This window comes from Yoonia sp. BS5-3 (assembly GCF_038069655.2).
Taxonomy (GTDB): domain Bacteria; phylum Pseudomonadota; class Alphaproteobacteria; order Rhodobacterales; family Rhodobacteraceae; genus Yoonia; species Yoonia phaeophyticola.
Map to the genome: position 1 here is coordinate 2,196,042 of NZ_CP150951.2, position 18,984 is coordinate 2,215,025.

Here is an 18,984-nt window from a genome sequence, read left to right on the forward strand (position 1 = left end):
ATGGCATAAACTTCAACACAATGTCTGGTACCTTTGACAATAGCGGCACAATCAGCGCTGCGGTCTTTGGTGAGGCTGAAAGCGCCGAAGCCACTGGCTTGCGTGTTGGCTCGGATTTATCGCAGCGTCTCGAGAATAGCGGCATGATCACGGCCTTCGCTGCGGCGACGTCGTCTGTTAGTGCCATCGGTCTTGATCTTGACGGTATTTCGGGCGAATTTTTGAACAGTGGCACCATCAGCGTATCATCTGTCGCTGAATCCGGTGAGGCCTATGGTTATGGCCTCTATTCAGCCGGTGATGTTTCTGGAAGCCTGACCAATAGCGGCACTGTGGCGGCCAGTGCAGATGCTGAGTCTTATGCGACAATCTATGGTATCTATCTGAGTTCGGGCGTTTCTGGTGAATTGACCAATAGTGGCACGATTACCGCATTTGGTGTTAGCCAATACAGCACGGCCGAGGCTGTTGGGGTCAGTGCCATAGGTACGTCGGCCGGTGTCATCAGTAATACGGGCACGATTGCGGCAGCGGCCACCAATTCCGGGTCTAGTGAGGTCGGGCTGTATGCAGTTGGTGCCAATGTCTCGCATTTAGATACGGATGGAAGTTTCGAGAATTCCGGCATCATATCTGCGGCAACCGACAATGTCGGTTCGTCAAGCTATGCGTCTGCCTATGGTGTTTATGTCGGCGACCTTGATGGCACCTTCTCAAACACCGGTACGATCAGCGCGACGGTCAATGGTGTTACCAATACAAGCAGCGCCGCCGTCTATGGACTTTATGTCGGCACATTCGATGGTGAGATCACGAACGCCGGCACCATTTCGGTGAGCGGTGACGCACAGGATGCCTATGCGATCTACCTTGGCGGCGGCACGGGTACGCTGAACCTGTCTACTGACGATGATATAACTGGTACCATCTCAGTTGCTGAGCATGATGTTAATCTGGTTGCAGATGACAGCAGCACGGTCTTTGTGTTTGAAGATCGCGACACTGCTACGGGTGTCTTTGATGCAAGCGTGACCAACGACACCGTCGCCTGGTTTGTCGAAGACGAGGGCGGTACCGCCCCAATCTATGCCGCTGTCGCAGCCGCCGATATTCAACTGAATAATGGTTCCTTGGCTGGAATTGGCGCCCTTGCGGATGGGCTTAGCGCAGGCCTGCCGACAGGTTCGGCGCCTGAGGCGAGCCGCGGTCATCTGTCCTTTGATGAGGGCACGCCCGGGTTCCGCCCGTTTGTGTCGGCCAATATTTCAACCACAGAATATGATGGCGTTGATCAGGCGAACGCCGCTGAAGCGACTATCTTTGACGGCACTTTTGGCTATGCGGGGCAGTTGGCCTCTGGCCTGGGTGTATCGGTTGGGGCGGGCGTTTTTTCGGTTGATGGTTCCTCGGGCCCGAATGACTATACCAGCAATGGTTTCTTCGGTGGTGTGACACTGGGACAAGACGTCGGCGGCTTTGTATTGGAGGGCGGCGTTGGGTTCGGTGCGATCGGGACTGAGAATGCCCGTGGTATAGATGGTAGCGATGACGCGGAAGCCACGATTGATAGTCTTTTCACCACCGTCCATGCCGGGTTGTCCCGTGGTTTTGCCATGGATAACGGCCTATCCGTTACCGGTTTTGGTCAGGTCCGACATACCAGCCTGGCGGTAGACGAATATGAAGAGAGCGGCTCGATCGCGGATGCAACGGTTGACGACTACACAACTGCCACCACCGAGCTGAAACTTGGTTTGGAGGGCGCCTATGCCGTTGGTGAAACAGGCACAGTCACTGGCGCCGTAACATACACATCGCGCGTTGCGGGCGGCGATGACGATATTGACGTCACCGTTTTCGGTGCGACGGAGCTCCTTGCTTCGACTGCAGCGGATTATTCCGGCGCAGGTGCCGAGATCGGCTATGAAATGGCGTTCGGCACGGGTGGTTTCCTGAATATCGGTCTTAGCCAAGAATTTGGTGATGGGGCGACCGGTCCGACGGCCGCTGCCGGTATATCTTGGTCGTTCTGATCGCGACACGTATTTTGCGTTAAGCCCCATCTTGCCGAGGTTGATGGGGCCTGACCGTAGGCGACGAAATACTGGGTTTCTCTGATTGAGTTGCCCAGTATTTTAACCTTTCGTAAGCACTTTTCGCGTCCATTGCAGATTATGGGAATGAAAGATCATATGATGTCCAGACTGCTGCCGTTATGTCTGGTTTGTCTTCAGACGGGACCAATTGCGGCCCAGCAGCTACCTGATCCGGTTGCTCTTGCCGAGGCACAGGGTGTTTGTGTCCCCTTTGGTGTCGCGTCGGCCCGATTTGATGACGCTGGGGTTCTCCGTGTGACTTGCGCAGATGATGCGACGGCCTTCGTTCCTATTTTGGGTGGTTTGGCACCATTGCTGGGTGCAGGCGGTGTTGCGGCGATTGCTGCGGCGATTGCGGGCGGCAATAGTACCCCCGACACACAATAACTATCCGTCAGGATTTCCAGAGCAGGCCTGGTACCCCAGCGCGATCAGGGATGCCCCGCTGATCCGATAATAGCCGGAAATTCGGTGCCGTGCTTCTGACAGGAACCAGTCCCGCAAAGGTGCATTGTAATGTCCCGCCATGACGGCTGACCAATGTTCGAAGCGGTCGGGGGGCAGTGCCCGTCCGCGTTGGCTGGGCCCATGGAACCCAAAGATCGTTTCGGGATCAACGCAGACCTGTTCCGCTCCCAGATACATCGTGCAGGACGAGTAGCAAATCCGCCCCCGCAGCTGGACCTGGATATCGCGCGCGTTCAAGTCGCTGATTTCGCGTGCGCGCGCGCCGATCAACCCGCCGCGGTCATTTTGCACAATAAGTGCCGCTTGGCTTTGCGCCGAGGCCACTGACCCGGCCGCACCAAGGGCCATGGTAAGCCCAATCGCGCAGGCGAACACGCCCCGCATCCGATCTACTATCATATCTCACCCTTCACATCGCAGCATGCTGCGATTCCCACGGAAGCGATTCACACCTCATCTTGTTAACAAGGTGTTGCGTGTAGAGCTTAACACATTTTCATCTAAAATTGTAACTTATGATTGCCCACACGTATGACGTGTTATTCTTAACGGAAGCTACTGATTTATTTGTGTAAATGTTATTTGTTCTGGATTTGTCCGGGCGCCGATTAAGCACTCTTTAACCGGCAAATTTGAGTCTTGTTAACTACGATGCGGCGGCCTTTCGCCCTTCGCAGACTGGGTTAAAGGGACGAGTGCGACGATGTTTGATTTTCAAAATGACGCGACAGATGACGTATATCTACAGCAGGTTGATTTCGGTCAGACCGTGCCCTTTTCGCCGCCTGACATCGGTTTGCCAAAACGTATCTTTGATTATGCGCTGGCGCTTTGCTTGCTGGTTCCGCTGGTCGCCTTTGCTGCGCTGCTGCTGATCCTGAACCCATTTATGAATGCAGGCCCGTTGATGTTCTGTCAGCAACGGATGGGCCATCATTGCAAACCTTTCACGGCTTTGAAATTCAGGTCCATGTTGCCGGCAGATCCCGCTGCGCGCGGTGCCTTTGATGCTTTGGAAACCGACCGTATCACTGCTTTGGGTCGGTTGATCCGCCGCAGCCGTATTGATGAGCTTCCGCAAATACTGAACGTTCTACGCGGAGAGATGAGTCTGATCGGCCCGCGCCCTGACAGCTATGACCACGCCTGCGTTTATCTGCGTGAGATCCCGGGTTATGCGGCGCGCCATCAAGTCATGCCCGGGATTAGTGGTTTTGCCCAAACCGAGGTTGGTTATGTCGATGGTCTTGAGGGCGTAAAGCGCAAGGTTGCTGCGGATAACTACTACATTGCCAATGCTTCATTCTGGTTTGATCTGTGGATCACCTGGCGCACCGTTTATGTCGTGTTGGCGCGCCGCGGCGCCTGACCTTTGCCCCGCTGTTGCGCCGCGCACCGCACGCCCTACAAATGGGCTGGTAAGGTTGGCTGATTAGGTCTGTGTCTCATCCTAATCCTGGAGAGACCAATGCCTGATCCTTTTGAGACCGACTATGTCAACCTCACCTCGCCTGCCGTATCCCAATATGCCATTTTGCCATCCGATACTGAGGACCTGCCGGTTCGTCCGCGGGCCATTTATGTGAACACCTCTGGTACGGCCGTTTTGAAAGACAGCGCGGGCGAGGTGGTCAGCTATGAAGTTGGTGCCGGTGCCATCCTAAGCTTTCGTGCAGACCGGGTTTTGGCTACCGGGACGACCGCCCAGCTGATTGCGTGGTACTAATTCATGATCGGTCTGGACCTTTCCCTGGGCCAGCTGCAGCGGGGTGTGCCAACCCCGCAACCGCTGGCCTCTTTCTTTGAGCAAGGGCAGGGCGCGCATGTCGCGCTGGCCAATGGTGCAAATGGCAATCTGTCCGTCTGGACCGAACTTTCCCCAAACCACGCCGCTTGGATGCAGTTGGATAACGACGATCCCGCGACCCGTTTTTCATGGCGCGAAACACTGCTGATGGAGCTGCGCAATATATACCCCGTCGGCGCGTTGACTTTGTCGAGCGGTTGGTCGCAATTGCAGTCATCCGGTTCGGGCTTGTCGGGCAGCTATACGGGCAATCGGGCTGTCGCCACATCCTCGGTCACGGCATCTGCAAGTGTCACCGTTGACCGGGCAGCCCCCTATGATGTGTGGATCCACTACACCGCCCGCACCAGCGGCGGGTATTGCCGTGTTGATATCGACGGTGCCCAGACCCTTGTGAACGAGATTGAGGATCCTGCGTCCCTTGGATTTAAGGCCTTTCCGACCTATTCTGACGTTGATTTGCAGCGCCGTCAGTCGATCAAGATCGCCAGTGGTTTGACCGGGAGCCATGATATCGTTTTGACCAATGGCGGTGCCGCATCCCCCGGTGGGAATGCCATCATGATTGAGGCCGTTGCGATTACTGGATCGCTGGATGAGCCGCGTATCCTTCCACCGCTTTGGCAACCTGGCGTGACCTATGAGATGGGTGATGAGGTTCAGTTTGGCGGGCTTTTCTATTCTGCTCGCGCCAATGGTGTCAGCGGCAATGCCGGTCCGACCCATACTGGCGGGATCGCTTCTGATGGTGCTTTGGATTGGCGCGCCGACAATCGCCCGACTTATCCGAAATTTATTGCGATCGATTATGCGTCTGAACGCGAATATGCCATGCGCTTTACCCCGGATGTATCCGCCACTGAGCTGGGCGGTCAGACCCATGGCAACGAGACGTTGCAAGCCCGCACTATTCAACTGGATGGCGCACCGTGGGTTCCTTCAACTGTTGGTAACGGGCTGAGCGTTGGCGCCCAGATTGCCATCACTGAGGATCTGACATGGCAGTTACAGACTGGTGAGGCCATTGGCGATTGCCAGCTGGTGCGCACGGTGACGCCGGGCCAAGTTTATCATGCGGTGAATGCAACCGGCACCGGTACAGAAGTTGCCTTTGAGTGGTTCTATGCCGGGATGCTACCCATGGTCCGCTGGGATGGCGAAAGCGGTAGCACCGTGATCGATAGTCTGAGCGCGCCCAGCACAACGCCGGTTGCCTTGACCGACTACGCTGGAACCAGCCCGGCCAATATCGATTTCCCCGATGCCCAGCGCATCGGCCTGCTGGCAGATCTGGCGCAGGGCGATTTGGTCTACGGGCTTGAGGCGGGTGCGCTGCCCGGAGCCAGCAACGTGGTTAACGACTTCGATACCTTTTTGCGTCCTAACTTGGATGCCAGCTCAGAGAGTGGCAGCCTCGATTGGAAAGCCAAGGCCTATATCACCGGGAGTGCGGATGGCGGTTTGAGTTTCGGCGCGGGTGACGCGTTGCGCTTTTACAGCCGGCACGTATTGAAGGTAACCTAGGCCGCTATGCGGACCAGCCTGCGCGTCTTTTGATGTGCAGGCCCCTGTTGGGGTTTTCGGCCTAGAACGGGCCAAAATTGGGATTGTGATGCGCCGTTTGTTACTTATCGCATTGGGTTTGGTGTTGGTTGGCACGCTGGCCGCAGGTCAGGATACCCCCTTGCGATACAACAGTTATGGCGCGCCTGGCCTGATCGATATGCCTATTGCCAGCTCTGCCCCTGATGCAGAGCTGGCTTTTTCCGCCTCGACCTTTGCTGGTCAGACCCGCGCAACACTGACGTTTCAGGTGACCCCGCGCCTGTCCACCAGCCTGCGTTATGCCGCATTGCAAGATGTGCAGGCTGCGGGTGGGGCGTTTTATGATCAGATATTGGATCGCAGTCTGGCTTTGCAATATCGCCTGGTTGATGAAGGTCGTCTGCGTCCGGCGCTGGCTATTGGTGTCTCTGATTTTGTTGGTACTGGCATCTACGCGGGTGAGTATCTTGTTGCTAGCAAATCACTGCCCGGCGACCTTGCCGCGACGATGGGGTTGGGTTGGGGCCGTTTTGCTGGTGTTGGCGGTTTCGATAATCCGTTGGGGGCCAGCTTTGCCGATCGGCCGATGCGGGATTTTGGCGTCGGCGGCGCGCCCTCGCTTGATACGCTTTTTCGTGGTGACGCTGCTATTTTCGGTGGGCTACGATGGGCTCCGGACCCCCGTTTTGATCTGGTGGTCGAGTATTCATCCGATGCTTACATTTACCAAGATGGTGTTGCGTTTACGCGCCGCAGCCCATGGAATGTCGGGCTAACCTACGCCCCGCGACCGGATCTGCGACTGTCAGCCTATTATCTTTATGGGTCAGAGATCGGCACGCAGCTAAGCTATGTAATCAACCCGCGTGCGCCGCCCTTTGGCACCGGTTTTGGGGCGCCTGTAATGCCGACTGTTCCCGCTGCGGATCTTTCTGCCGCCCTAGCCGCGGAAGGCATGGCCCTATCGTCTTTGCAGATGGAGGGTGAGCGCGCCTATGTGGCGGTTGCCAATACACGGTTTGCCCCTTCTGCGCAGGCCATTGGCCGCACGATGCGTGTTTTGGATCGGGAACTGCCGCCGTCTGTTCGTATTGTTCATATTTCTTTGGTCGAGAATGGTCTGGTCGGGCCCGCTGTGGTTCTTGATCGTGCCAGGTGGCAGGACAGCGTTTTCGCGGGTGATGGGGGCGCGGCTTTTGCCCGGTCGATTCGTTTTGCCCCGCCTGTTGCCGGTGTGCCGGTACCACCCACCTCGCGTTTTTCATGGAACGTTGCCCCCTATCTGACGCCAAATTTGTTTGATCCCGATGATCCGCTGCGCGCCGATTTTGGTCTGGCGTTTGACGGACGGTGGGCGTTGCGACGCGACGTCATTCTTGCGGGCACGTTGCGCCAAAAGCTTGCTGGAAATCTGGATGCGGCGACACGCATGTCAGATTCTGAATTGCCGCATGTCCGCAGCGATTTTGCCCTATATGACCGGGAAGGCGATGCTGATATCGCCGATTTGACCCTAGCCTGGTACGGACAGCCCGGGCCAGACCTGACCACCCGCCTGAGCTTTGGTCTGTTGGAGCCGATGTTCGCCGGTGTCTCGGCCGAGCTATTGTGGCGCCCGCCTGGGCAACATTGGGCCATGGGTGTTGAGGTCAATCAACTCATACAGCGCGATTATGACGGTGCGTTTGGGTTGCTTGACTATGAAGTCAGCAGTGGCCATGCCAGCCTTTATTGGGAAGACGCTGGCGGTTATGCGGCGCAGCTGGATTTGGGCCGCTATTTGGCCGGTGACTGGGGCGGCACGCTGACGCTGTCGCGCCGTTTTGCCAATGGTTGGAAGCTGGGCGTTTTTGCCACGCTGACGGATGTTCCTTTTGAAACGTTTGGTGAGGGTTCATTTGATAAGGGCGTCGTTCTAAATGTGCCGCTGAGCTGGATCAGCGGCCAGCCCCGCCGTGATGCGCTGGCGCGGACGATCCGACCTGTCACGCGCGATGGGGGCGCGCGCGTTCATGTTGAGGGCCGCCTTTATGAGCTGAGCCGCCCCCAGACAGCCCGCGTGATTGATGATACCTGGGGGATGTTCTGGCGATGAGGTTATTGTTTCTGTTGCTCTTGGCCGCCTGTGCCCCGGCGCCTGATGGGGCCGCATTGCGCGCGACTTTCGATGCCAAGACTGTTGCCCGTTTGCAGGTGCCCGTCTTGCTGTTGAGCAATGATGATTTCGCGTCGGCGCTGGTGCCTGTGGCGCAAGACGACGGAGCGCAAGTCTGGCAAAGCCGTGATCCGATCCAGATATCGGATCAGTCTGGCGTTGTGATCGCAACCCGCGGTCTGGGGCATGATCTGATGGCGGGGGAGGTGGCTGATGCCGTAGCGGCGCTGCAATCGGCTGGGGGCGTATATACCCGTGTCTGGGTCCATCTTGATGGGGATTTGCGTCTTGTCCGCCGTGAGGAGCGTTGTCGTTTGTCACCTGAACGAATGGTGCGTCATCAGGCATCGAGCGGGGCAATCGACCTGCGTGTCGTGGTCGAGATCTGTGGTGATGTGGACCCAATCACAAACATTTATCACGTTGACGGGGACGGTTTGATCTGGTGGTCGCAGCAATGGATATCGCCCGCGTTGGGATCGGTTACGTTAGAGCGGGTGACCCGCTAAGCCATTTGGCTTAGGGCCTGTGGTCATTCATTTTGACCCACCCGTTTCTGTCCAAAATTGCGCAGTTCTAGGAGCATGCGCGCAGGACTAACGGGTTAATTCAAGCGCGTGTGACAACGAAGTGGGCAATTTTGGCGAAACCCCTACGCGGCGCGGCGCATTTTGCCTCTGTCATCGCCGACTTTCCCTTCCGATGACCCACATCGCTGTGGTCAAATCATCTTGTCAGCGGCAAAATGTGTCTCGCGCGGGTGGGTCAAAATGAATGACCACAGGCCCTAGAGCGTAGCCGCGCCGATGGGGTGCGCCTTACCCGAAGGCCAGATTGATGCACCTGCGGTTTTTTGTTTCCGTATATCCACCCCGGTCAACACGAAACCGGTGATCGGGGCTTGTGCCCCCTCAAGCGCTTGCTGCCCGGCCCGTATGGTTTCGGGTTTGGTGCGGTCGCATTGCACCGCGTAAATCACTGCGTCGCTATGTTGCGCGAGAACCAGTGTATCGGGCGCTGGCAAAACCGGCGGCGCGGCGATGATGATGTGATCGTATCTTTCCCGCATCCTATTCAGAAACATATTAAAGTTTCGGCTACAGAACAGATCGGCGGGATGGGCGTTTCCCGCATGTGTCCGCAGCACGTCGACACCCCAGCGTCGGTCGCTATGGATCATTGCATCGCCGTCTTGTGCGCCTTTGATGATTGCGTTCAAATCGCCGTTGGCCTTACTGTTCCTGAGATCACCGTCAAAAACCAGAACGGACCGCCCCAAATCATGCAGTGCCTGGCCAAGTAAGAAGGCCGTGTCTTTTTGCCCGTCATCGACCAGCCCTGAAGTGCAAAGAATTGTCTGTGCGCTGTCCTCTGCGGCCTGCAGTAAAACCGCGGCGCGCAGGGTCCGTGCGGCATCCTTTACGGGAGGTTTTTTGCGCCATTTAGCCGGTAACTGCGCCATCACCGGCAAACCAGTTGCGTCTGCCAGCGCATCGGCTGTGCGGATGCCGGTTCGCCGCGCGGCCTGCAGGACCGCCAGCATGATCCCCACTGCGACACCAAGAAGACCAGCCATGGCCAATATCAGCATCTTGCGGGGCGCGACATATGTCCCTGGTTCTGCGATGTTGAGGATCCGGCTACGCGGCGCGCTGAGTCCGCTTTGCAGGCTGACATCCTGCAGCCGGGACAGAAAGGTTTCGTACAGAACGCGTGTGGCGTCTGCCTCGCGCCGCAAGTGTTGCAGCTGGGCCAGGCTGGCCGACTGATCGGCCAGCTGTGCGGATAGATTGGCGCGGTAAAGTTCGAGCGCGGCAATTTGGTTGCTAAGTTGCTGGCTGTCAGCCGACAGACTGGTGCCCGTTGCCGATACCTGTGTTCCATCGTCCAATTTGGTGAGGGCTGCGCGGGCCTCTTGCAGACGATTGTCTGTTTCAATGGCTTGTCTGCTGATGGCATCCAGCGTTGCCTCATCGCCGATTTGCGCCCGCGCGATCAGTTCGGTGATTGCGTTTTCCTTTTCGGCCAGTTCGATTTGCAATTCGAAGACTTTTTCAGACAGCCAGGTTACCGCAGTTTCCGAAGTGCTGAATTGCGTGTTGATCTGATCAACGAGGTATAGATCGGCCAATGTATTTGCGATTGTCGCGGCCGTTTCCGATTTGCCTGTGGTCGCGGTAATAGACAAAACCGCGCTGTCGCGCTGGGTTTGGATAGAGATTGTGTTGCGTAGGTTTTCGACCGTTTTGGCGCGGATTGCCGCCTGATCTGGCGCGGGTGTTGTGCTGCCGGAAAGCCAATCGCGCATCTGATTTCGCAGCCCTGTGATGGACCACTGCGCGACCGGTGTTAAGTAGCGGTTAAAAGCCGGATCCGTCTGCAAATTCAATGTATCGACGACCTGCTCAAGCAAATGTCGTGAGCGTAGGATCGCAACCTCGGTATTGAGATTGCCCGTGCCGCCAGCGGATGAAACACCGTTTTCAGTAATGGCAAAACGGTTTGTATCGACATGCAGTGTCGTTGTTGCAGCATAACGCGGGCTGGCGATTGCGAAGGCGTAGTATCCGGCCAATAAAAGCATCGCAACGGTCGATAGAAGTATCACCCATTTGCCCCGCCAGAGTGTTATGATCATCCCGGCGATATCCAAAGGCTCTACCCGTGCAGCCTGAGAAAGATCAAGTATATGTCCAGCGTTGTGATGCGTCATTCAGGGGGCCTTTTGGTGCCTTTGGTTCGACCGGAAACAATCACAACAGGGTTAACCCCAAATTAATCACAATGAATCAGGACTAAAGAAATCAAGGCAGGGCATGACGCTCTTCCTGAGGCAATGGTTCTTGAATGGTTCATCGGATAATCAGCAAATTGGCACAGCAGCATGCGATGGGCACCCTTGCCCTACGTGGCGGCATTGTCGGGCTGAATTTCGTGATCATGATTGGGCTTGCCGCATATCTGGGTCTGGATGCCTTTGGTGCGTTGGCCGTGGCATGGGGGCTGGCATTGGTGGCCGGAACGGTGTTGTCCCTAGGCGGCCCGCTGATGTTATTGCGTCATTTGACAGATGGCGGCGGTTTGTCATCTCAGGTCGTTATTTTGCAGGTCATGGTCCTGCCGTTTCTGCTCGCGGCTATCGCGTATCCGCTGCTTGAGGCGGTCTTTCCCGGATCGCCCTGGCTTGCGATTTTACTGGCTGGGCTTGGTATTAATCTGGTGACCTGCCTTGCCAGCATCATGCGCGCGCTCGGAAGTCTGCAGCTATCCATGGCGTTGCGCGATGCGGGCCCGCAATTGGCCCTGGGGCAGGCTGTTGTGTTTGGCGCGCATACTGGCGACATGGTCTTGATTTACACATTGTTCTGGCTGGGCCTTTTTGCTGCGTTGGCGGGGTTTTGGTGCGTCCGGCACCCACGGTTTAACAGTTTGATCAAGCCGCGCGGGAAGGCCGCCGATATTGCCTGGTCCCTTTGGGGGACAGCCGTGCTGGGCACCGGGCTTGCTCAGGTGGATATCATTGCCGCCGCACATCTTTTGTCGCCCGAAGAGGTTGGCCTTTATGCGTTGCTGCGCCGCCTTGCAAACCTTGTGGCACTACCCGTTTCGGTTGCGACCTGGGTCAGTGCGGCCCCGGTGTCGGCCGCCTTTGGCGCCCGCGATATCAGACAATTGCAACATGCCAGCGCCAAGGGAAGCCAGATTGCGTTTTTGCCGTCTTTGATTTTGTTTGCTGCGGGCTGCGCCGTTTTGCCGTTGTCATCGTGGATCTTGGAGGACGCAGCGGGCGTGCTTGCCTTGATCCTGCTGATCGGCGCATTGGTGCAGGCTATTTTTGCATCCAGTTACACCGTTGCGACACTGTGTGCGCAGGCCCATTGGGCGGCCGGTGCGCGCCTTCTTAGCATCGGACTTTATCTGATTTTGGCTTTTCATTTGGGCGCATCGGCCATCGGCCCGATCCAGAATGCACTTCTTTATGTTGGCGCCATAAGCGCAGGAAGCCTGGGGCTGTGGGTCGTGATCTGGTGGCAAATGGGCGTTGATACATCGGTGATGGTCTTGATGCGCGAAAAGGGGGCGGTATGGCGGCTGTCCTGATCGGTCTACTTGCCCTTTTTTGCACCATCCTGCCATTTTGGATGGGCCAGCGCTATGGCGTGTTGCGCATGGTGTCGCCCATGCATTTGCTGAGCTATTTTACGCTTTTCGGCTTTTTGCTGAAGGTGATTGTCAACACGCAGATGCCAGAGTTGGCTTTCTATCGGCGTTTTGTTGATAATCCGTGGGGGGATCAGTTGGGCGCGCTTTACCTGGCGCTATTTATCTTGGCGATGTGTTTAGGATATCGGCTGGCGTGCACGCCTGTACGACGGTCGCAAAACATCCAGGCCGCGCGGATTGTCGCAGCCGGATTGACCCGGCGCGGGGCGTTAAGTGCGATTGCCTTTGCTATGACGCTTGGCACGATCATAATCATCCTGCGCGCGCGGGGGCTCGCCGCTTTGGACCTGACCGCCTTGGCGGGGCTGAACAGTGCAAAGCAGATCAACGTGAATGCTGATGGCGTGGGTGCCACGCTTGCTGGCATCAAGACCTTTTTCATCGTTCCGAAGTTTGCGTTTGTTTTGTTTTTGGCGCATGCGCTGGTCTTGGGTCAGCGGGCAAGCTGGGTTTTGGCGACCGTGTTGGGCGCATTACTGGTGCTGATTGCCCTTGTCTCTGGCGATCGTTTTGAACTGGTTGAACTGGGGATCTTTGTGCTTGCGACACTCGCACTGACGGGGGTTCGCTTGCGTGGGCGTCTTTTAATCGCGGGCATGATATGCATTTGCGGGCTGGCCGCAGTTTCTGCCTATATGACAATCCTGCGACAAGGCGGGCAGGGGCACGGGTTGCTACAGCAAATTGTGGGATCGACCTATTTTCTCGATATTAATACCGCCATTATGGTGACGGACCGTGTGCGGCCCGAGGATTATCTTTGGGGTGATAGTTATACTTGGTGGCGATTTGGTTGGATCCCTCGGGCGATCTGGGCCGAGAAACCTGCCATCGATTTGGGGGTCTTTTTCAAGCAGGTGATCATGGATGTGCCCACCGGCGGTGCATTCAATGTCACGGGGCCCGGTGAGGCCTTCATCAACTTTGGATGGGCGGGCGTGCTCGTGGGCGCGGTGCTTGGCTGGGTTTATCGCAGAGGCGAAGAGCTGTTGCTGTCAGCGCAGATGATGCTTGGGGCCGCGTCTGCGTTTTTGTATCCGATGCTTTTCTATCCGTTCATTCAGGCCACGCTTCAATCTTCATTCAGCGCCTTTATCGTTGGTGCTGCCGCTCAGCTGGTGCTGATTGTTGCAATGACTGCGCTGTTTTTGACCCGTTACCGTTTGACCACGATGCCCCCTGAAAGGCAGGTTTTGCATGCTGCTTAAAGCTATATTTCGCCCCGTTTTCTTGGCTTTCGCGCTATCTGCCAAAATAAAGCGGCGTCTCGGCCTATATACGGCAACGTATTTCCATCGCGCCCGCCTTGCGCGGGTCGGCAAAGGGTGCCTGTTTCAGCCCGGTGTTCGATTTGCCAATCCTGCGGTCGTCAAGATAGGTCGGGACTGCTATTTTTGGAGAGGCTGCGAAGCCTCTGCCGAAATCGGCGATGCCCCCTTGATGATTGGCGATCATGTGCAGATCAACCGTGATGTGCACCTGGATGTAACCGGCGGGCTATCGATTGGTGCGGGCACGTTGATTTCCGAAGAAGCGGTGATCTACACCCATGATCATGGGTCCGACCCGCGATCTAGGCCAACTCCGATGGGTAAGTTTATCGGCAGTCATGTTTGGATTGGTATGCGCGCGGTGATCCTGCCGCAATGTCGCCGGATCGGCGAGGGGGCAATCATTGGTGCGGGTGCCGTCGTGACCAAAGATGTGCCCGCCGGTGTCACAGTCGCGGGGAACCCGGCCCGCATTGTTGCCACGGGTACAGCAGTGGAGGTCGCAGCATGAATATTCTGCATGTAACCCCGGCGTTTTATCCCGCGACCTATTGGGGCGGCCCGATCTGGTCGACAAAGGCGATTTGCGATGGGATTGCAGGGCGGGGCGGGTTCGATGTCCGGGTGTTAACAACAGATGCCGCAGGACCCGCGATAACGGCGCGTGTCGCCCCCCAAAGCTTTGCCTATCCGGTCCATTATGCCCGGAGGATTGCTGGACATGCCATTGCCCCGGGGCTGTTGCGCAAGTTGATCCCAGCGATCGGTTGGGCTGATGTTATCCATCTGACTGCAACTTACAATTTTCCGACGCTTCCGACATTGATGATGGCCCGGTTGGCGGGCAAGCCCGTGGTTTGGTCCCCGCGTGGGGCGTTGCAGGCGACGGCCTCTTGGTCAGACGCGCCGCGTAGACGGATCAAACATCTGTTTGAGAAAGGCGCGAATGTGCTGCGCCCTGCGTCTTGCGTCTTACATGTCACGTCTTCTACGGAGGCAGCTGAGAGCACGCAGCGACTTGGCGCGATAGAGACCGCCCTGATCCCCAATTCTGTACCAATTCCAGAGATCGTACCCGTCCGCCCCGATGATGGTCATTTGCGCCTGCTGTATCTTGGCCGGTTGCACCCCAAAAAGGGGCTGGATCTGCTTATCGCTGCGATGAAAGCACTGCCAACACAGACACGTTTGGATATCTATGGCACCGGAGATCCTGTTTATGTCGCCAGTTTGAAGGCGCAAATCGGTGATGATGCCCGGATTGTTCTGCATGGCCATGCTGACGATGATCGCAAAGCGCGGGCTTTTGCCAAGGCTGACTTGTTTGTGCTGCCCAGCCATTCTGAAAACTTCGGTATTGCCGTGGCCGAAGCATTGGCCCACGGCGTGCCTGTTATCACAACCACGGCAACCCCTTGGTCGCGGGTGGATATCATGGGATGTGGGCGCTGTATCACGCTTGGCCGCGATGATTTGGCTGAGACCATCAAAGCGCTGCCGCGCGATGACTTGCCCGCAATGGGCCTACGCGGCCGGGCCTGGATGCGCCGTGAATTTTCGCCGCAAGCCATGACTGACGCGTTTGCAGATCTCTATCGCAGCTTGATCAGCGCGGACAAAACAATGGTTCTGGCATGAGTATCCAGGCGGATATCACGGCTAACCGCAGCAAACGCAATTGGAGACATCGCGCGTTGATGGGTCGGTGCCTGTGGTGGTTGGTGACGCCCCTGTTCAGGCTGAGCCCGCGCCAATTTTGGGTCTGGCGCGTATGGCTTTTGCGTTGTTTCGGGGCGCAGGTTGGTGCAGGTGTCCATGTACATCCGAGCGTGCGGATCATGATCCCCTGGCATCTCAGCATCGGCGATCAGGCGGCCATTGGCGATGCTGCGATCCTATACGCACTTGGGCCGATTACGATTGGGCCGCGTGCGACCGTGTCGCAATATGCGCATCTTTGTGCGGGCAGCCATGATTGGCGTGATCCGGCACGTCCTTTGATAAAGGGCCCCATTCAGATTGGCGCGGATGCCTGGGTATGCGCCGATGCTTTTGTCGGGCCGGGGGTGCGCATTGGCCGTGGCGCTATTCTTGGCGCGCGTGCCGTCGCCATGAAGGACTTGGCCGCAGGCCATATCGGCACCGGCAATCCAATGCAAAGCAGGGTGGCCGCATGACCCCGTTGACAGTTATCATCCTGACCCGTGACGAGGCACGCCATATTGGGCGGGCTATTGCCTCGGTCCGTGACATTGCGACCCGGATCATTGTCGTTGACAGCGGTTCAACCGATAACACGGGACAGATCGCCAAAGCGGCCGGCGCTGAGGTGCTTTTCAATCCATGGGTCAATCAGGCGGTCCAGTTCAACTGGGCCCTTGATCAAATCAAGAACGCCCCCGGCTGGGTCTTGCGGCTGGATGCCGATGAGGTTGTGACGCCTGCGCTTGCCGCCGAAATTTCATCCGGCTTGCCAGAAGCAGACGGCATTTATGTTGGGCGCCGCATGCATTTCATGGGCCAGCCTGTACGCCATGGCGGTCTGTTTCCCATCCGGATATTGCGCCTTTTCAAAAATGGTGCCGGGCGTTGTGAAAACCGGTGGATGGATGAGCATATCATCGTTGATGGCCCAACAGCTGATTTCACTGGCGATATCATCGACGACAACCTGAATACGCTGGATTGGTGGGTCGCTAAGCATAACAGTTACGCCAGCCGCGAGGTTGTCGATATCCTTAATCGGACCCATCAAATTTTGCCGCAACAGACAATCGGAACCTTGCGCAACGGCCAACAGGCCGCAGTGAAACGCTGGATCAAAGAGCATCTTTATGCGCGTCTGCCCGGCGGCTTGCGTGCTGGGCTCTATTTTTTCTATCGCTTTGTACTGCGTCTTGGTTTTCTGGATGGGCGTCAGGCCCGCGCGTTTCATGTACTGCAGGGCTTTTGGTATCGCTATCTGGTGGATGCAAAGCTGGATGAGGTGCGGCGTTACATGGCGGCACATGATGCCGCCCCGCAAGAGGCGATATCTGTGGTTTTGGGCATTGATATCAACGCAATTTCGCAAACGGATCGGCAGGCTGCATGAAAATTTCGGTCGTTACAGCAGTTATGAACGGTCGGGCGACTTTGCCCTCCTGCTTGCAGAGCCTTTTGGTGCAATCCCATCGCGATATCGAACATGTCGTCCAGGATGGCGGATCGACTGATGGTACATTGGCCTATTTGCGGGCGCATGGGCATCCGCAGATGGCGCTTTTGTCGGCCCCCGATAACGGGATTTATGACGCGATCAATAATGGTATCAAACGTGCCAGTGGCGATGTCATTGGTTTGCTTCACGCCGATGATCAATTGGCTGGTCCGACCGTACTTGCCGCAGTTGTGGATGCGCTGAGCGATCCTGATATCGATGGTGTCTATGGGGATTTGCAATATGTCGCGCGCGATGATGAGACCCGGGTGATCCGTCATTGGAAGGCGGGCGCCTTTGCACAGGCAAAGTTGAAGCGCGGTTGGATGCCGCCGCACCCCACGCTGTATTTGCGCCGCGCCGTGTTTGAACGCTGGGGCCTTTATGATACGAGCTATCGTATCTCAGGTGATTATGATGGCATGTTACGCTTTTTGGCGTCTGGTCAGGTGCGCCTGGCTTATGTTCCGCATGTGATGGTGCGCATGAAGATGGGCGGCGTGAGTAACAAATCCTTTGCCCATATGATCCGCAAGAGCCGTGAAGACTATCGGGCGATCCGCCATCATAAAATTGGTGGAATGGGGACCCTGGTGGGTAAGAACTTGTCCAAGATCGTCCAGTTCGGCGGGCCGCGTCAGCCGTAGAAATATTTGGAAAGGTGATAGAAGATGGGCGCCGCGAAGATCACGCTATCAAGCTGATCGACAAATCCGCCTTGCCCCGGGATCAGATGCGACCAGTCTTTGACCCCGCGATCACGTTTGATCGCCGCTACAACAAGGCTGCCGAACATCCCCACAAGCGATGCGACACCGGCCATGATCATCGCCCCCCAAAGCCCGAAAGGTGTGATCCAACTTAGCAAGCCGCCAATTACCATTGCGCTGATGACGCCGCAGAACAACCCCTCCCATGTTTTGGGCGATAGGCCGGGGGCGATGCGTGTTCTGCCGATCCGCCGCCCAAAGAAATATTCGAGCAGATCGCCCAATTGCACCACCATGACAAGGAATGCGACCAGTAACAGGCTGCGCTCCCCATAGCCGAAAATTTCAAGGTTCATCAGCGCCGGTACATGGCTGACGCAGAAGACGGAAATCATAAGCGCCCATTGGGTTTCAGCCACGCGCATCAAAAAGCGTTTTGCGTTCCCGCGCAGCGCTGACACGATGGGCAGTAGCAAGAATGCGTAAACCGGAATGAAAATCGCATAGAGCCCGTCCCAGCCAAGCCCGACAAAGACGTATTGCAAGGGCAATACTGCAAAGAAGGCCAGTGCAAGCGATAGGTGATCGGCTTGTGCCTTGGCCGTTAAGGTCAGAAATTCGCGCAGTGCGGCGAATGACGCAAAGGCGAAAAGCGTCATGATACCTGCCCGGCCCAGCAACAGCGCCCCGCCGATAAACGCGACCATGCCCCACCAGCTTTGAACCCGGGTCATGTAAGTGTCCAGCATCGGGTTGTTAAAACCCGGCTCTTCGCGGGCGCGCAGCACCTCGCCCAGGAAGGTCATTGCAATCAAAATGCCGAAGCTGCCCAGGGTAAGTAACAGAATATGCTCGGTCGTGCTGTTCATGTCCGGTCCTCAGGGGCGAGGGCTATGAGCGCGTCAGAGGCACGTTTGAGAAACGCGTCTTTGCTTTCACCTTCTTTGACATGGATCGGTTCGCCAAATGTCACGGTGCAGATCAGGGGCAGGGGGATCACTTCGCCTTTGGGCATGATCGCGGTCAGGTTCGCAACCCAAGTTGGGACTAGATCCACATCTGGCCGTGCAACACCCATGTTATAAAGCCCGGCTTTGAACGGCAGCAGCGGATCATCTGTCATATTTCGATTGCCTTCGGGAAAGATGATGAGCGACGATCCTTCGTCGAGTGCTGCGATGATTTTGTCCATTGGTTTGTCTTTGACCTCAGGCCGGCGGTCGACGAGCACGCAGTTGAATACCTCCGGCCCGACAAAGGCGCGGAGCTTGTTTTTCAGCCAGTAATCTGCTGCCGCCACGGGCCGCACCGTTCGGCGCAGCGCTGGTGGAAGGACGGACCAGATCATCGGCATATCCGCGTTAGAGGTATGATTGGCGAAATAGACCCGCTGCCGCGGCACCGGTTCGATCCCTTGCCAATCGGCGCGCACTGCGGTGATTGCGCGGGCAAAGACGCGGATGGATTGGCCGACGATACGGGCCGCAAATTGACGCAGAAATTTCATGT

18 protein-coding genes are annotated in these 18,984 nt (G+C 56.8%); 14 read left to right on the forward strand and 4 right to left on the reverse strand.

The window, feature by feature from the left end:
* Positions 1 to 20: 20 nt before the first annotated feature.
* Positions 21 to 2,033, forward strand: a complete 2,013-nt coding sequence (locus AABB29_RS11080) for an autotransporter domain-containing protein (RefSeq protein ID WP_373636504.1) — start codon at positions 21 to 23, stop codon at positions 2,031 to 2,033.
* Positions 2,034 to 2,192: 159 nt separating this feature from the next.
* Positions 2,193 to 2,483 carry a hypothetical protein gene (locus AABB29_RS11085; protein WP_341366851.1) on the forward strand — a complete coding sequence of 97 codons (291 nt, stop codon included), beginning with the start codon at positions 2,193 to 2,195 and terminating at the stop codon, positions 2,481 to 2,483.
* On the opposite strand, the gene AABB29_RS11090 is transcribed toward AABB29_RS11085, so the two are convergent.
* Positions 2,484 to 2,963, reverse strand: coding sequence for a hypothetical protein (locus tag AABB29_RS11090; RefSeq protein WP_341366850.1), 480 nt, complete (start codon positions 2,961 to 2,963; stop codon positions 2,484 to 2,486). It lies immediately after the preceding gene.
* A gap of 304 nt (positions 2,964 to 3,267) precedes the next feature.
* On the opposite strand from AABB29_RS11090, the gene AABB29_RS11095 reads away from it, so the two are divergent.
* The 5 genes from AABB29_RS11095 to AABB29_RS11115 all read left to right on the forward strand — a co-directional run bounded on the left by AABB29_RS11095 (position 3,268) and on the right by AABB29_RS11115 (position 8,580).
* Positions 3,268 to 3,933 (forward strand): sugar transferase, encoded by a 666-nt coding sequence (locus AABB29_RS11095; protein WP_341366849.1) that lies wholly within the window; start codon positions 3,268 to 3,270, stop codon positions 3,931 to 3,933.
* A 99-nt stretch (positions 3,934 to 4,032) separates the two neighbouring features.
* Positions 4,033 to 4,290, forward strand: a complete 258-nt coding sequence (locus tag AABB29_RS11100; protein WP_341366848.1) for a hypothetical protein — start codon at positions 4,033 to 4,035, stop codon at positions 4,288 to 4,290.
* Between the two features lie 3 nt (positions 4,291 to 4,293).
* On the forward strand, positions 4,294 to 5,895 hold the full coding sequence (locus AABB29_RS11105; protein ID WP_341366847.1) for a hypothetical protein: 1,602 nt from the start codon (positions 4,294 to 4,296) through the stop codon (positions 5,893 to 5,895).
* Positions 5,896 to 5,983: 88 nt separating this feature from the next.
* Complete coding sequence (locus AABB29_RS11110; protein ID WP_341366846.1) at positions 5,984 to 8,011, forward strand: YjbH domain-containing protein; 2,028 nt, start codon at positions 5,984 to 5,986, stop codon at positions 8,009 to 8,011.
* Complete coding sequence (locus tag AABB29_RS11115; protein ID WP_341366845.1) at positions 8,008 to 8,580, forward strand: YjbF family lipoprotein; 573 nt, start codon at positions 8,008 to 8,010, stop codon at positions 8,578 to 8,580. Before AABB29_RS11110 ends, AABB29_RS11115 begins: the two co-directional genes overlap by 4 nt.
* A gap of 278 nt (positions 8,581 to 8,858) precedes the next feature.
* Here AABB29_RS11115 and AABB29_RS11120 read toward each other — a convergent pair whose 3' ends face one another.
* A complete protein-coding gene (locus AABB29_RS11120) occupies positions 8,859 to 10,784 on the reverse strand; it encodes a Wzz/FepE/Etk N-terminal domain-containing protein (RefSeq protein ID WP_341366844.1) in 1,926 nt (641 codons plus the stop codon).
* Positions 10,785 to 10,960: 176 nt separating this feature from the next.
* On the opposite strand from AABB29_RS11120, the gene AABB29_RS11125 reads away from it, so the two are divergent.
* Genes AABB29_RS11125 through AABB29_RS11155 form a run of 7 tightly spaced genes read left to right on the forward strand, consistent with a single transcriptional unit; the run spans position 10,961 to position 17,412 of the window.
* On the forward strand, positions 10,961 to 12,172 hold the full coding sequence (locus tag AABB29_RS11125; protein WP_341366843.1) for a hypothetical protein: 1,212 nt from the start codon (positions 10,961 to 10,963) through the stop codon (positions 12,170 to 12,172).
* Positions 12,157 to 13,503, forward strand: a complete 1,347-nt coding sequence (locus AABB29_RS11130) for an oligosaccharide repeat unit polymerase (protein WP_341366842.1) — start codon at positions 12,157 to 12,159, stop codon at positions 13,501 to 13,503. The genes AABB29_RS11125 and AABB29_RS11130 overlap by 16 nt, the downstream gene beginning before the upstream one ends.
* A complete protein-coding gene (locus AABB29_RS11135; protein WP_341366841.1) occupies positions 13,493 to 14,077 on the forward strand; it encodes an acyltransferase in 585 nt (194 codons plus the stop codon). Before AABB29_RS11130 ends, AABB29_RS11135 begins: the two co-directional genes overlap by 11 nt.
* The gene (locus tag AABB29_RS11140; RefSeq protein ID WP_341366840.1) at positions 14,074 to 15,204 is read left to right on the forward strand and encodes a glycosyltransferase; all 1,131 of its coding nucleotides are present in this window, start codon (positions 14,074 to 14,076) and stop codon (positions 15,202 to 15,204) included. Before AABB29_RS11135 ends, AABB29_RS11140 begins: the two co-directional genes overlap by 4 nt.
* Positions 15,201 to 15,743, forward strand: a complete 543-nt coding sequence (locus AABB29_RS11145) for an acetyltransferase (RefSeq protein ID WP_341366839.1) — start codon at positions 15,201 to 15,203, stop codon at positions 15,741 to 15,743. Before AABB29_RS11140 ends, AABB29_RS11145 begins: the two co-directional genes overlap by 4 nt.
* Positions 15,740 to 16,660, forward strand: a complete 921-nt coding sequence (locus AABB29_RS11150) for a glycosyltransferase family 2 protein (protein WP_341366838.1) — start codon at positions 15,740 to 15,742, stop codon at positions 16,658 to 16,660. The genes AABB29_RS11145 and AABB29_RS11150 overlap by 4 nt, the downstream gene beginning before the upstream one ends.
* Positions 16,657 to 17,412 (forward strand): glycosyltransferase family 2 protein, encoded by a 756-nt coding sequence (locus AABB29_RS11155; RefSeq protein WP_341366837.1) that lies wholly within the window; start codon positions 16,657 to 16,659, stop codon positions 17,410 to 17,412. Before AABB29_RS11150 ends, AABB29_RS11155 begins: the two co-directional genes overlap by 4 nt.
* Here the strand turns inward: AABB29_RS11155 and AABB29_RS11160 are convergent.
* Positions 17,403 to 18,344, reverse strand: coding sequence for a phosphatidate cytidylyltransferase (locus tag AABB29_RS11160; protein WP_341366836.1), 942 nt, complete (start codon positions 18,342 to 18,344; stop codon positions 17,403 to 17,405). The two genes, AABB29_RS11155 and AABB29_RS11160, sit on opposite strands and share 10 nt — an antisense overlap.
* A complete protein-coding gene (locus AABB29_RS11165; RefSeq protein ID WP_341366835.1) occupies positions 18,341 to 18,982 on the reverse strand; it encodes a lysophospholipid acyltransferase family protein in 642 nt (213 codons plus the stop codon). Before AABB29_RS11165 ends, AABB29_RS11160 begins: the two co-directional genes overlap by 4 nt.
* Between the last annotated feature and the right edge of the window lie 2 nt (positions 18,983 to 18,984).

Coding starts and splice junctions, on each gene's coding strand:
- AABB29_RS11080 (WP_373636504.1), top strand. CDS start 21: ATGTCTGGTACCTTTGACAATAGCGGCACAATCAGCGCTGCGGTCTTT.
- AABB29_RS11085 (WP_341366851.1), top strand. CDS start 2,193: ATGATGTCCAGACTGCTGCCGTTATGTCTGGTTTGTCTTCAGACGGGA.
- AABB29_RS11090 (WP_341366850.1), bottom strand. CDS start 2,963: ATGATAGTAGATCGGATGCGGGGCGTGTTCGCCTGCGCGATTGGGCTT.
- AABB29_RS11095 (WP_341366849.1), top strand. CDS start 3,268: ATGTTTGATTTTCAAAATGACGCGACAGATGACGTATATCTACAGCAG.
- AABB29_RS11100 (WP_341366848.1), top strand. CDS start 4,033: ATGCCTGATCCTTTTGAGACCGACTATGTCAACCTCACCTCGCCTGCC.
- AABB29_RS11105 (WP_341366847.1), top strand. CDS start 4,294: ATGATCGGTCTGGACCTTTCCCTGGGCCAGCTGCAGCGGGGTGTGCCA.
- AABB29_RS11110 (WP_341366846.1), top strand. CDS start 5,984: ATGCGCCGTTTGTTACTTATCGCATTGGGTTTGGTGTTGGTTGGCACG.
- AABB29_RS11115 (WP_341366845.1), top strand. CDS start 8,008: ATGAGGTTATTGTTTCTGTTGCTCTTGGCCGCCTGTGCCCCGGCGCCT.
- AABB29_RS11120 (WP_341366844.1), bottom strand. CDS start 10,784: ATGACGCATCACAACGCTGGACATATACTTGATCTTTCTCAGGCTGCA.
- AABB29_RS11125 (WP_341366843.1), top strand. CDS start 10,961: ATGGGCACCCTTGCCCTACGTGGCGGCATTGTCGGGCTGAATTTCGTG.
- AABB29_RS11130 (WP_341366842.1), top strand. CDS start 12,157: ATGGCGGCTGTCCTGATCGGTCTACTTGCCCTTTTTTGCACCATCCTG.
- AABB29_RS11135 (WP_341366841.1), top strand. CDS start 13,493: ATGCTGCTTAAAGCTATATTTCGCCCCGTTTTCTTGGCTTTCGCGCTA.
- AABB29_RS11140 (WP_341366840.1), top strand. CDS start 14,074: ATGAATATTCTGCATGTAACCCCGGCGTTTTATCCCGCGACCTATTGG.
- AABB29_RS11145 (WP_341366839.1), top strand. CDS start 15,201: ATGAGTATCCAGGCGGATATCACGGCTAACCGCAGCAAACGCAATTGG.
- AABB29_RS11150 (WP_341366838.1), top strand. CDS start 15,740: ATGACCCCGTTGACAGTTATCATCCTGACCCGTGACGAGGCACGCCAT.
- AABB29_RS11155 (WP_341366837.1), top strand. CDS start 16,657: ATGAAAATTTCGGTCGTTACAGCAGTTATGAACGGTCGGGCGACTTTG.
- AABB29_RS11160 (WP_341366836.1), bottom strand. CDS start 18,344: ATGAACAGCACGACCGAGCATATTCTGTTACTTACCCTGGGCAGCTTC.
- AABB29_RS11165 (WP_341366835.1), bottom strand. CDS start 18,982: ATGAAATTTCTGCGTCAATTTGCGGCCCGTATCGTCGGCCAATCCATC.